The organism is Corallococcus silvisoli (assembly GCF_009909145.1).
GTDB classification, from domain to species: domain Bacteria; phylum Myxococcota; class Myxococcia; order Myxococcales; family Myxococcaceae; genus Corallococcus; species Corallococcus silvisoli.
In genome coordinates, this window is sequence record NZ_JAAAPJ010000017.1 from 32,049 (window position 1) to 45,387 (window position 13,339).

At 67.2% G+C, this 13,339-nt stretch carries 8 protein-coding genes; 7 read left to right on the forward strand and 1 reads right to left on the reverse strand.

Translation table 11 applies throughout. From position 1 onward, the window contains the following. Positions 1-39 precede the first annotated feature (39 nt). The 3 genes from GTY96_RS28805 (at position 40) to GTY96_RS28815 (ending at position 6,050) form a co-directional block, all read left to right on the forward strand. Positions 40-1,110: a hypothetical protein gene (locus tag GTY96_RS28805; protein WP_161666414.1), complete on the forward strand. Its 1,071-nt coding sequence runs from the start codon at positions 40-42 to the stop codon at positions 1,108-1,110. Beyond that, positions 1,107-4,373: a lantibiotic dehydratase gene (locus GTY96_RS28810; RefSeq protein WP_161666415.1), complete on the forward strand. Its 3,267-nt coding sequence runs from the start codon at positions 1,107-1,109 to the stop codon at positions 4,371-4,373. The genes GTY96_RS28805 and GTY96_RS28810 overlap by 4 nt, the downstream gene beginning before the upstream one ends. Positions 4,374-4,529: 156 nt before the next feature. Further along, positions 4,530-6,050, forward strand: a complete 1,521-nt coding sequence (locus tag GTY96_RS28815) for an MBL fold metallo-hydrolase (protein ID WP_161666416.1) — start codon at positions 4,530-4,532, stop codon at positions 6,048-6,050. 18 nt (positions 6,051-6,068) lie between these two features. Here GTY96_RS28815 and GTY96_RS28820 read toward each other — a convergent pair whose 3' ends face one another. Then, on the reverse strand, positions 6,069-7,325 hold the full coding sequence (locus tag GTY96_RS28820; protein ID WP_161666417.1) for a radical SAM/SPASM domain-containing protein: 1,257 nt from the start codon (positions 7,323-7,325) through the stop codon (positions 6,069-6,071). A gap of 242 nt (positions 7,326-7,567) precedes the next feature. Here GTY96_RS28820 and GTY96_RS28825 point away from each other — a divergent pair, with 242 nt between their 5' ends. The 4 genes from GTY96_RS28825 to GTY96_RS28840 all read left to right on the forward strand — a co-directional run bounded on the left by GTY96_RS28825 (position 7,568) and on the right by GTY96_RS28840 (position 13,075). Continuing rightward, the gene (locus GTY96_RS28825) at positions 7,568-8,560 is read left to right on the forward strand and encodes an efflux RND transporter periplasmic adaptor subunit (RefSeq protein ID WP_268903988.1); all 993 of its coding nucleotides are present in this window, start codon (positions 7,568-7,570) and stop codon (positions 8,558-8,560) included. Beyond that, entirely contained in the window at positions 8,557-9,507 is a 951-nt protein-coding gene (locus tag GTY96_RS28830) for an HlyD family efflux transporter periplasmic adaptor subunit (protein ID WP_161666419.1), read from the forward strand. Before GTY96_RS28825 ends, GTY96_RS28830 begins: the two co-directional genes overlap by 4 nt. 64 nt (positions 9,508-9,571) lie before the next feature. Beyond that, entirely contained in the window at positions 9,572-11,707 is a 2,136-nt protein-coding gene (locus tag GTY96_RS28835; protein ID WP_161666420.1) for a peptidase domain-containing ABC transporter, read from the forward strand. Between the two features lie 132 nt (positions 11,708-11,839). After that, complete coding sequence (locus tag GTY96_RS28840; protein WP_161666421.1) at positions 11,840-13,075, forward strand: hypothetical protein; 1,236 nt, start codon at positions 11,840-11,842, stop codon at positions 13,073-13,075. Positions 13,076-13,339: the final 264 nt, after the last annotated feature.

The following is a 13,339-nucleotide window of genomic DNA, read 5'->3' on the forward strand; positions in this document are numbered from 1 at the left end:
CCGGGGCCACTCGAAACAGCCGCCCATGATCCTGCGCCCATGATCCTGATCGTCACCAGCAGAGGCGATGCACACGCACTCGTCGCGGAGCGTGCCTTCCAGAAGAAGGGGGCGCCCTTCTGTACCTGGTACACCGATGATCAACCCCCCACGCTCACGATGGCGTTCCAGCCCGGCCGGGCCAGACCCGCTGGCATTCTGATGTGCGATGGCAAGCAGATCGCCCTCGACGACATCCGGACCCTCTGGCACCGGAAACCCAGGCCCATGCAGCCCCCTGCGGCACTCTCTCCTCGACTCATCCAGGAGGGCCAGCTCGAAACCGGAGAGGGGCTTCGAGCCCTGTTCCTGCACCTGGAGGATCGGTTCTGGGTCAACCCGCCCTGGCATGAACGGGAGCTGGCGCTCTCCAAGGTCCATCAACTCGAGGCAGCCTCGGTGCTCGGGTTCCGCGTCCCGCGGACATTGCTCACCAATGATCCTCGGGAGCTTCAGGAGTTCTACCGGCGCTGCGGCGGGGAGGTCATCTACAAGCTCGTCTCCGGGGTTGCCATTCCCGGCATGACCCAGAGCGGTCGGGTTCTCTACACGACGAAGCTGACGCCGCGACACCTCGCCGATGTCGAGCGGCTGGTGGCCGCTCCCGGACTGTTCCAGGAATACGTCCCGAAGCGCGCCGAACTCCGGGTCAACGTCATTGGCAGAAAGGTCTTCGCGACCCTCATCGACTCTCAGCAGGCCGAGGAGAGCCGCGTGGACTGGCGGCGTGGGCAGGACCGTGGGCTCAGGTTCCAATCCCATGAACTCCCCCCCTCCATCGAGGAGCGGTGCCGCGCATTCACGCGGAGCCTGGGCCTCGCGTTCGGCGCGCTCGACCTCATCCTCACTCCGGATGGTGACTACGTCCTCCTTGAGATCAATCCCGCCGGGCAGTGGCTCTGGATCGAGCGTGAGACGCAACAACCCTTGTTGGACAACTTCACGGAGATGCTCGTGCAAGGAACGACGGACTACGCCGATGCGCCCCCTGCCCGACGCGTGACGCCCACCGATACCCTCCAGTACCTCGGAGAACTCGAGCGGCATGGCATGAAGCCCGCGCATCCATGACGAGCCCCTCAGACAGGGATCCGCCGCCCCCGGGGGCTTCCGCGCCAGAGCGACTGGGGTCGGAGTTCTTCGTCTTTCGTACGCCGGCGCTGCCCTTCGATGAGTTCCTGCACTGGGGCGAGGGGCTGGAGGCACCGAGTGAGCCGGGGGACATGGCCCGGTTGGAGCTCGCGCTCGCCGCGGATCGACGTCAGCTGCGCTCCCGGATGCGGCGGCTCCTCGCCCGTCCCGAGGTGACTGAAGCGCTCTTCGTGGCATCGCCTTCCCTGCATGCGCAGCTCGGGGACTGGTGGGTGGATCCCGACGGCGAGAGCGGCGCCAAGGTCGAACGGGCACTGGTCCGCTACCTCTCCCGGATGATGGGACGCCCTACGCCCTTCGGACTCTTCGCGGGCCTGTCCGTGGGTGTCACCGGAGCGGAGACACGCATCCGCATGGTTGGTCGGGAAGGCTATCGCCGCCAGGTCCGGCTGGACACGGATCCGCTGGCGGCCCTGGCGAACACCCTGGCGGCGGACGCGCAGCTTCAGAACCGCCTGAGGTACTGGCCGAACACCACGTGCTATTCCCTCTCCACCCACCAGCTGCGGTACATCGAAGCGCGGTTCAACGGCGTCGAGCGGACCTACCGCGAGGTGGGCATCCGCTCGACGCCCCATCTCCGAACGCTCCTGGCACGCGCGGCCCGGGGAGCCACGAGAGACGAGCTGGCCACCGCGCTCGAGGAGGCTCAGGCGGTGGAGCGGAGCGCGGCGGAAGCCTACGTCGATGAGCTGTGCCGTCGTCAGGTTCTCCAGTCAGAGCTCGCGCTCTCCGCGACCGGCCCCGAGCCGCTCGACCATCTCATCGACCGACTCGAAGCGCTGTCGAACGGGCATGGGATGCTCCAGTCCCTGCTGTGCGTTCGCCAGTTGCTTTCCGAGTTGAATGCCTCCAGCCCGGGGCTCCCTCCCGCCCGCTATCAAGCCCTCACGGAGATGCTCCGCGAGCTCCCAGGTCTCTCCGAGCAATCGGCCGCCTTCCAGGTGGACCTGCACAAGCCGGGCGAGGGCGCGGTGCTGGGCCCGCAGGTGCACGACGAGTTGAGTCGTGGCACACGCCTGCTGCACCGCATCTCCCGCTCGGAGCAGGCGGATGGGCTCGGCGGCCTGCGGGCGGAGTTCGCGCGCCGTTTCGGAGACCAGGCCGTTGCCCTCATGGAGGCACTCGACGAGGACAGCGGACTCGACATGGATTCGGCGCAGCACCTGCGCCAGGACGCGTCCCCACTGCTCGCGGAGCTGCCCTTCCCAGAGGCCAAGACGGACGAGCTGGGGCCCATCAACCAGCGTGAGGCCGTGCTCCTGCGCAAGTTCGAGCGCGCGCGGGCCACCGGGGCAACTCGGATCGAACTCACCGAAGCCGACCTCGCGGCGCTCGAAGTCCCAGACCGGCTCCCCCTGCCAGATGCATTCTCGGTTCACGCCTCGCTCGCGGCGGGTTCCCAGGAGGCGCTGGCGCGGGGTGACTTCCAGCTCCTCCTCGAGAGCGTCTACGGCCCCTCCGGGGCAACCCTCCTTGGACGCTTCTGCCACGCGGATCCAGAGCTGACCGCGCACGTCGAACGCCACCTGCGGGCGGAAGAGGCACTGCGGCCAGACGCGGTGTTCGCGGAAGTCGCCTTCCTGGGCGGCAACCGCGTCGGCAATGTCGTGCTGCGGCCGGCACTGCGCACGCACGAGATCCCCTATCTCGCCAGACCCAGCGTACCGGAGGAGGGGCAGCTCGCGATCGGGGACCTGTGGCTGTCGGTGGAGCAGGGCCGGTTCGTGCTGCGCTCGGCACGGCTCGGTCGCGAGGTCATCCCGCGGCTGACGTGCGCACACAACTTCCGCGATCAGCGGCTCTCCCGCCTCTACAAGTTCCTGGGGATGCTTCAGGAGCAGGCGCAGGCGTCGAACTTGCGCTGGAACTGGGGCGCGCTCCGACACGCGGCGTTCCTCCCCCGGGTGACGGCTGGACGCCTCGTGCTGTGCCGTGCGCGATGGATCCTTCAACCCGAGCAGTGGCGCCCCATCTTCGAGGCATGCGGAGCGGCCCGGTATGCGCGCATGAAGCGCCTCGCGGCCGAACTCGGACTGCCGCGCTACGTCACCCTCACCCAGGGCACGGACTACTTTCCCGTCGACCTCGACAACGTCCTCAGCTTCGAGAATGCCGTCCAGCTCCTGGGAGATGTCCAGCGCCCGGCGTTCTTCGAGATGTTTCCCGACCCCGAGCACCTCTGCGCGGAGGGGCCAGAGGGCAGGTTCGTCCACGAATTGCTTGTGCCTTTCGTCCGACAGTGCCCACCAAGCGCCCCCAGTCCCCCACGTGCTCCAGCGCCCGTGGTGCCACGCTCCGCGCGCTCCTTCGCACCGGGCTCGGAGTGGCTCTTCACGAAGCTGTACTCGGGGCGCTTGCTGGCGGATGACGTGCTCCGCGAAGTCGTTGCGCCGATCGCCAGGCGAGCGCTGGCCTCGGGGGCGGCCGACCAATGGTTCTTCATCCGTTATGCCGATCCTGACTGGCACCTCCGGTTCCGACTGCACGGCCCGCCGGGCCGGCTTGCCTCCGAGGTCCTGCCGGCGCTGTACGCCGCGCTCGCGCCATGGCTCGAATCGGGCACCATCCATCGCGTCCAGTTCGACACCTACGAACGAGAGGTCGAACGCTACGGCGGCCTGGAGGGAATGTTGCTCGCCGAGTCCCTCTTCCAGGCGGACAGCGAGGCGGTCGTGGACCTGCTGCGGGCCCCCCAGGGCGAGGCGGGACTTCGCGCCCGGTGGCTGCTCGCGCTCCAGGGCATCCACCGACTCCTGCTCGACTTCGGGCTCGAGCTCGAGGAACGGCGCTTGGTGGTCCGGAGCGCGCGCGCGCAACTGGGTGCGCTCTTCAAGCTGTCACCCGAGTTCGACCACCGACTCGGGATGCGCTACCGGCGTGAGCGCCGCACCATCGAGGCGCTGCTCGCGCCGGGCGGCGGAGTGCCCACCCCGCTTCGAGGGTGCATGGAGATCCTCGACAGGCGTGGCGTCCAGCTCGGGCCCGTCGTCGCTGGGCTGAGAGAGCGCGCCCGCTCCGGCAAGCTCACCGTGCCACTCGAGGAGTTCGCCAACAGCGCCATGCACATGTTCACCAACCGGGTCCTGCGAACCCATGCCAGGGAGCAGGAGCTGGTCCTCTACGACTTCCTGAGCCGCCTCTACGACTCCCAGCTCGCTCGCTCCAGGGTGGGAAGGTAGACGCGGTCAGGGGAACACGGGGCGGATGCCCGTCGAGCGGACATGACGATGACGAGACCCAGGCACAATCAACGAGCAGCAAGGAGCCGGGGGCGTGGGGTGCTTCGCCTGTCCGCGTATACCCTGCCGCAAGTCCAGCTCGGCAGGCACAGGCTCGTGCCCCAGAACATGCAAGAGGCCCCGGAGCGCCTCCAGTATCTGGAGGGCATGGTCGAATACCTCAACCTGCTCCTGGACGAGCTGCGCGGTCAGCGGGAGGCCCAGGTTTCGCTCGAGCAGGTGATGGACGTCTTCGACCGCATTCCCTTCGCAAGGAGCCTCGTCGAGCTCACGCACGTGCGTGGCAGGCTCGTCGCGAAGGAGCGCCCCCAGGCGCGCGATGGCCTGTCATTCAACGTGGACCGGCTCGCCGTGGCCTTTCCGAACGGTCGCATCCGGACGCGCCAGTCGACACTCCTGCTCTCCACGGGCACGGCGACACCAACGGTGGCACGGCTGCTCGCCGCGATGCGCACGGGCGCCTCGAGGAAAACACTCGCGGCCATCGCCCACGGGGACCTCGCGAACCTGGAGGCGGTCCTCGAGCGCCTCCTGGCCTCGCAGGTCCTCGAGGAGGTGGACGTACCGGAAGAACGCACCGCGCCCCGGTTCCAGACCGGGCACGGAGATCGCCTCACGTGGCTCGGCCATGCAGCGGCGCTCTTTCAGTCCGGACAACGGACCGTCTGGATTGACCCACTCCTGTCACCGCGCATCGCATGGAAGCAGGACGAGCTCGGCGACGTCTTCGCGCGGACCCATGCCGAGGCACGGCTGTTCGAGCCCTACGGCCCTGAGGCGCCCCAGCTCGCGCCGCACGAGCTGCCCCTGCCAGATGCAGTGTGCATCACCCACCAGGACGCCGACCACCTCGACCTCGGCGTGCTGATGTCCCTCCCCGACGCAATCCCCATCGTCATCCCGCGGCGCGCGCCCGATCATCCCTGGGAGGTGGATATCGCGGGACTCCTGCGCAAGGTGCTCGGTCCCGCGCGAGAGATCCGCGTGCTGGCACACGGGGAGACACTGGACCTCGGGGGAGTTCGCATCACGGCGTTCCCCTTCCGCGGTGAGATGCCGCCCTCGCTCCCGCATACATGGAACTGCTACCTGCTGGAGACGAAGGACTCGGCGCTCGCCTGCCTCGCCGACTCGCGCCTCGAGCGCGAGGAGGAGGACTTCCTCATCGCCCGGCTGGGTGCGACTCCCAGGCCGTTGACGCTCCTGGCCGGTGCGCCGTTGGAGCACACCTTCGGGCCAGGCTGGCGGGATGGGAGCAGTTCGACCCAACTGTACAACGATGCTCGGCTCTACTCCTGGCACGTACCGCTCTGGAGCATGTTCCAGCCCGTCCGGCTGACGAACGTGACCTACGCCCAGCTCGAGCGGCTCTCGCGCCGCGCCAACCTCCAGCACTTTTTCCCTTATGCCCGAGGCTCCGCGCCCTGGTTCCGGCTCCAGCCAGGCGATCCGCTCTACATCCCCATCAACTCGATGAGCGTCGCGGACCTGGAGCGGCTGGAACAGGAACTCGCGCGATCGCCCGCGCGTCCCGGGCTCCTGGCGGCCCGCTATGGCGACCCAATCCGAATCGACGCTCCGGCCCCCACGAAGCGAGCCTCCAGGAAGCGCCGCTGAGCAACGAGGGGCGGGGCACTACCCCGCCGCCAACCCTTGCTCGGGAGCACCAACCGCCCAGGCGACAGGCCAGGGAGGCATCGCCGGGCTGGCATTGCCAGGGAGACGCTGCGTACGGCGCACATCAGCCCCGACGTTAAGGGGTGCGCTCCCGGTTTCCAGCGAGGAGGTCCACGAGCATTGGGAGCAGATGAAGCCTTCGGGGGGCGTCTCATGCCCGAAGATCCACCGCCGCAACTGCGCCATTCGGTCGCTCTCCGCGACCTGGCGCAGGCTCATCCGCTGGAGGTCTCCGAGCACGTACTTCTGGTCGAAGTCCTGGCAGCAGAGGAACACCTTTCCGTCATGCGCGACGTTGATCTGGTTGAGCGCGTAGGTGCAACCCGACAGGCGTCCAAGGTGTTGCACGTCCGCCGCGTACTCGTCCTTCTTGAGCAATCCCGCGCGGTTGTCCGTCGGCCACGCCACCGAGTCTCCAAACATCGCAGCGAACATTTCGTTGATCCGCCGGACGTTCTCGTCCGAGGACTCGCGCGGGGAGTTGACCGATAGCCGGGCCGGCAGACCGTGCTCATGGATGGCGCGCAGGTTCGCGAGGACCCGGTCGAAGAGCTTCGTCCCGGTGACGCGCTCGTACTCGGCGCGCTCCACCGAGGGGAGATTGATGACGAGGATGACATTGCCGAGTTCCGCCAGCGCGCGGATCTTCTCCACGGTCAGGAGGCTGCCATTGGTGTGCAGCCGCACCTGCAGCCCGTACTCCTTCGCGAGGCGCACCCGCTCGATGAGCATGGGGTCGAGCGTCGGCTCCGAGTAATGGTTCAACGAGATCGACGGCGCCCCGTACTCCCGCACCCGGTCGAGCACGAGCGAGAAGAGCTCCGGGCTCATGAATGCCTTGGGCTTCGGGGCGGCCTCGACCGGGCAGAACGAACAGCGAAAGTTGCAGTGGCGGTTGATCTCTATCTCCACGCAGGTGTACCGGTGGCGGCGAAACGCATCTTCCTCCGGGAGCAGGACCTGCCGCTGGGTGAGGAGCTGGAACGGCCCTGGCGCCACGGCAGCGAACGCGGCGACCTCCTCCGGGTGGCCGCGCAACCGCTCCAGGCGGAGCTTGTCCTCACGAGACGTCACGACCAGACGCGTCGCCATCAGATCGTAGAACATGCCTCGACCGGCGAGGACCTCGCGCTGCGTGGCCCAAGCATCCACCACGGAGTCAGGAACAGAGACGAGGTAGGGAGAGACGATGAAGCCAGTGCCACTGCTGTCCATGAACGCGGCTCTCCAGCATCAAGGGCCCAGCGAAGTCGACACGGCCCGGACGACCAGACTTCGGACGCGAGAATGCCAGTTCATTACACGAGCGATGGCCTTGAGCGGTCAAGACATTCCGAGGCGCCTCAAGCCCAAGGCTTGGACGGCCCTCTGACTCTTGCTAGGCTGGGTCGGCCGAGCATGGCGGAGACGCCGCACCAGTCATGGTGGACGTAGGGCCTCGGGTACCCCAGCGCGCCATGAGACGTCTCCTTTCCTTCCGCCGCTTTCGCCTGTTAGCGCTGTGCATCTGCACAGCCTTGCTTGCCTGGGCAGTGGATCGACTCGGAAATGGGCCGGAACTCCAGCGCTCCGAACGCGACCGCCCCCCCCCTTCTGTCCCCGCGCCGCGAGAGGCGACCGAGCCCATCGTAGGAGTGGTGGTCGCCGCGAGTGATGTGAGCATGGCCTTTCGACAAGCGGGGCGACTCGAGCAGTTGCGCGTGCGGGTGGGTGAAAGGGTCAAGAAAGAGCAGGTACTGGCATCACTCGATGTCCAGGAGGCCCGCCAGGAGTTGAAGGTCGCTCAGGCACAATCACTCGCGCAGCAGGCGGAGCACCGCAAGGCGGAACTCCGCCAACGGCAGGCGCGGGTGGAACTCAAGCGCGTCGAGGTGCTCGGGGCGCAGGTCTCTGGCGCGGAACTGGACGACGCGAGGCTTTCGGAGGAGCTGGCCTCCGTCGAGGTCTCCATCACCTCCGCGCGCATGGCCGAGCAGTCGGCCCGCGTGGAGTTGCTCTCGATCCGCCTGAAAAACATGGAGCTTCGCGCCCCCTTCGATGGCCAGGTCGCGGCGCTCCCTGTTCCCGTGGGAGGGCAGGTGGCCGAGGGGCAGACCGTCATCCGGCTCCTGTTACAGGAAGAGCGGTTCCGCGTCCGCTTCGCGGTGCCCGAGCCAGTCGCCAGACAGCTTCAACCGGGAGCGCGGGTCGAGGTGCGGGATCCCGGTGCCGCCACCGGGGGATGGGCTTTCGTGGATTGGGTGTGGCCCGAGGTCGACATCGCCTCGCGGCAGGTCTTCATTGAGGCGAGCGCGCCCCTGTCTGGCGGGGCAGGAGCCACCTTGAGGGTCGGGATGCCGGTCCAGCTCATCATCGACAAGCCAGGACTCGAGCGCGGACCCGTGAAGGCGCCCCCAGTCGGCTTGGACGTCGTGGCCGGGAACCAGGCCGCGGAGAAGGCCGTTCAGTGACCCAGGAACCCACCAAGAAGATCTACCGCGAGGAGGCGCTGCAGTCCTTCTACGCGGGGGAGAACGCACCTGGCCAGGTCGTGCGGCTGTCACCTGCATCGCTGGACCATGCCTACTGGCTGCTGGCGGTGGCGTTTCTGGTGGTGGGCGTGGTGCTGATATTCGGCCGGCTGAACCAATACGCCACCGGCCCCGCGGTGGTTCGAGCCCAGGGGCTCATCCCGGTCTCCTCGAGCCAGCAGGGCGTGGTGGTGGCGGTCCTCGTCTCACCGGGAGACGCTGTCCAGCGCGGGCAGGCCCTCGTGCGCCTGCACGCGGGCGCCCCCCAGGCGGAGCATGAGCGGCTCGAGCGCGAGTACCAGGTCCAGCTCATGAAGACCCTGCGTGATCCAGAGAACGCGGTCGCCCGGGAAGCACTCGCCACGCTGACGGGCCAGCGTGAGGCCGCGCGGGCCCATCTGGAGGAGCGAACCCTGCGGGCGCCGACGTCCGGGAGCATCTCGGATGTGCGCGTCCGGCCGGGACAGAACCTCGCGCCAGGCGAGGTGGCCGTGACGGTGGCGGGGGAGAACACGCACTTCACGGTGGTGGCCCTGCTCCCCGGCCACCAGCGCCCCTTCCTGCGGCCAGGCAGTCCCCTGCGCTTCGAGCTCGCCGGGTTTCGCTACAACCACCAGTCCCTGGTGACGAGCCAGGTGGGCAACGTCATCCTGGGCCCCGCCGAGGTGCGCCGCGTGCTTGGGCCCGAAATGGCGGACGCCGTCGAGTTCTCCGGTCCCCAGGTGAGAGTGACCGCCGAGGTCGATGACACGACCTTCATGGCCGATGGCCTGCGGCTGCGCTTCTACGACGGGATGATGGGGCGCGCCGACATTCCGGTGCGGCGTGAGCGCATCATCCTGGTGATGTTTCCCTGGCTGAGAGGGCTGCGCTCGAATGATGGATGAGTCCGACCGAGGCCTGGCTGCGCTCGTCGAGCGGTTTCCCGCCCTGAAGCGATTGATTCAGGGGATGCGTGGCATCCCGGTCATCCAGCAGCACACCGTGAACGAGTGCGGCATTGCCTCACTGGCCATGGTGCTCACCTACTTCGGCCGCCCCACCGCGCTCGAGGAGCTGCGAGAGCTGGTCGCCCCGAGCAGGTCCGGTGTTTCCGCGAGGGACCTGCTGGAGACGGGCCGGCTGTTCGGATTGCGCGGGCGAGGGGTGGCGCTGGACATCAAGGACCTGGAGTTCCTCGACCCAGGAACCATCCTCCACTGGGACCTCAACCACTACGTCGTCTTCGAGCGATACGAGGGCGACAGCATCCGCATCGTCGACCCAGCCATGGGGCGGCGGACAGTGCCCCTCGAGCAGGTCCGCCGCTCGCTGTCGGGGGTCGGGTTGCTCTTCGAGCCTACCGAGGCACTCCGCCCGGCCAGGGCCCAGCGCAGCGCGTGGGAGGTCCTCCAGCACCTGGCCATGAGTTCTGGGACGATCAGCCGGCTCGTCGTGGTTTCCGTCTTCCTGCAGCTGCTGGCCTTGTTCGTCCCCGCCTACACCACCGTGGTGGTGGACCGGATCCTTCCCCGGGCGGATCACGAGCTGTTCCTCCTCTTCATGGGAGGCGCCGCCATCCTCTTCTGCTTCCACCTCGCGACGGGCTGGGTCCGACAGTTCCTCGTGCTGTACCTGCGGGTCCGTCTCAGCCTGGGGCTCAAGCTCGAGTTCATGGAGCGGCTGCTGCGCCTGCCCTACGCCTTCTTCCAGGTGCGGTCGATTGGCGACCTCCACGAACGGCTCCAGAGCACCACCCAGATCCAGAACACGCTCTCCGCGACGGTGGTGGCCTCCCTGCTCGATGGCCTCTTCACCCTGCTCTACCTGGGGGCGCTCATCCTGGTCGATGTCTCGGCGGGGCTGCTCGTCCTAGGGCTCGGGTCACTCCAAGTCCTCTGCCTGGTGTTCTCGCTCCGGACCCGCAAGCAGTTATTGGACTCCGAGCTCCATCTGCAGGGGCGATCATCCGCCCTGGCCGCGGAGATGATGCGGGGCATCGAGACGCTGAAGACGATGGGAGGGGAGTTCCGGGCGCTCCAGCAGTGGACGGACCGATTCACCGAACTGCTCAACGCACAGCTCCACCGGGGCCGGATCGAGAGCATGCTGGACGGGCTCCTGCGGGCCATCCAGTACGGCTCGCCGCTCGTGGTTCTTGGCTACGGCTCGCACCTGGTGCTCAGGGGGCAGCTCTCCCTGGGAATGATGCTGGGGCTCTTCGCGCTGGCAGTGGGGTTCCTCACCCCGCTCGGGTCGTTCGTCAGCACCACCGTCGAGCTCAATTATGTACGGGCGCACCTGGAGCGCATCCAGGACGTCTTCCAGGCAAAGCCAGAGCAGGCCGGGGAGGGGCTCAAGCAGCCTCCCCGGCTGGAGGGCCGGGTGGAGTTGCAGAACGTGAGCTTCCGGTATGGAACCTTCGCTCCGTATGTGGTGCGAAACCTGTCCGTGCGCATCGAACCCGGTCAATTCGTCGCCATCGTCGGGCGCTCGGGGTCGGGGAAGACGACCCTGGCCCGTCTGCTGATTGGCCTCTCCATTCCAGAGGAGGGGCTGGTCCGCTTCGATGGCGTGGACATCCGCGAATACGACCTCTCCCTCCTGCGGCGGCAGTGCGGCGTGGTGACGCAGAGTCCCTTCCTCTTCCACCAGACGATCCGGAACAACATCGCCGCGGGAGATCCCACGGCCACCCTTGATGATGTCACCCGTGCGGCGGAGCAGGCCTGCATCCACGACGATATCGTTGAGATTCCAGGAGGCTACGCCACCCTGCTGGCCGAGAATGGCGCGACCCTCTCCGGGGGCCAGATTCAACGACTGGCGCTCGCTCGCGCCCTGCTGCCCAAACCGCGAATCTTGTTGCTCGACGAGGCGACGAGCGCCCTGGATGCGGCGACGGAGCGCGCGGTTCAGGAGAACCTGGCACGACTCCAATGCACCCGCATCATCATCGCACACCGGTTGAGCACCATCTGGAACGCGGACCTCATCCTGGTCGTTGACGAGGGGCATATCTGTGAGCGCGGGACGCACGAGGAGCTGATGAAGCTGGGCGGCCTCTACGCCAAGCTGGTGTCCGCGCAGCTCTCCGCCGCGCGCTGACCCGCCACACTCCGTGTCCACGCACCCACTCTTCGAAAGCCCAGGAGCGATGGGTGCCACTTTGAAAGGAATCGAGCTAGGGTGTCCGCCGGTCCGTATGGGATTCGGACACGCTGGTGAGCGGGGAATCGCATGCGCATCTTCCAGGACATGGGGAGGCTCCTCCAGGAGCGGTGGCTGAAGGTCCAGCACAGCGAGGAGGCGTTTCCCGACATCGCGGCCGAGGTCCTGCGGGAGCTGGCCCCGTATCAGGAGTTCAAGACGCTGGAGCCCTTGGAGTGGCTCTACGGGACGCGCGACCTCCCAAAGCAGCTCACCACGAGTCCGGGCTTTGGCCAGCCCGCGCTGACGGTGTTCTCCGACTCCCGTCTACTCATCGACCTGTACTACTGGGTGGACGGCACCACCGACATCCACCATCACGGCTTCTGTGGCGCCTTCCAAGTGCTCCAGGGCAGCAGCGTCCATGGGCACTACCACTGGCACGAGCGGCACAAGGTGAACAGCCGCGTCGCGTTCGGAGACCTGGAGCTCTTGTCGGTGACGGGGCTGTGCACGGGCGACATCCAGCGCATCCTCGGAGGAGACCGGTACATCCACTCCCTCTTCCATCTGGAGCGGCCGTCGGTGACGTGCGTGGTGCGCACGCTGCACTCGCCAGACGGTGGCTACCAGTACTCATACAAGAAGCCGCACCTGGCCTATTACCCAGGTGTCGAGGACGCGCACACCAGCAAGGTGCTCCAGTCCCTATCACTGCTGGCGGAGCTGAACCCACCGGAGCGCACGCAGCTCATCTCCGGCATCATCGAGCGCTCGGACCTCCTGACGTGCTTCCTTGTCTTCGAGCGGCTGCTCCAGTTGCACAAGAAGCTGGAGGCGCTGGACGCCTTCTGGGACGTGGCGGTGCGCACGCATGGCGCGCTGGCGGGGGAGCTCCGCCCGGTGTTCAAGGAGTACATGCGCAAGGCGGTGCTCATCGACCGGCGCAGCCAGGTGAAGGACCCGGAGCACCGCTATTTCCTTGCGCTCCTCTTGAATGTTGAGCGTGGCGAACACATCCAGCAGCTCGTGCGCCAGCGGTTCCCGGATCGGGATCCGGTGGACCTCATCATGAAGTGGGTTACCGCGCTGACACGGCCGGCGCAGGACGGAGGCCAGTCGCGCGACTCACTCGGGGTGTCCATGGGCGATTCCGCCCTCATGGTCTTCCGAGAACTGCTCCATTCTCGTGGCCACGCGGAGATGATAGCCCGCCTGAAGGAGACCTTCGACGACGCGGAGGTAGACGGCCAGTCGGACGACATCGCCGCGCTGGCCACCTCCCTGCGCGAGTCCACGCTGTTCCGGCCTCTCTTCATGCGCTGAGCGGGTCCGCCAGGGGACGAAGCACTCCCTGGCGAGTTCGAGTCTCATGCCATCCTGCTTCAGCGCACCCGGCGCACAGCCCCCATCAAACGCACCGCCCAGACAAGCGAGCTCAATAGCGCCACTTCCCGATGGCAGAGGTCTCCGCGGATGGGAACGCCTACGCGTACAGCGACCTCGAGTTCCTCTCCCGACTCTACCCGGCGAAGGGAATCGGGAAGGACCGAGCCCGACCCGCTGAGCCCCCCTCCAGCGGAGAACCGC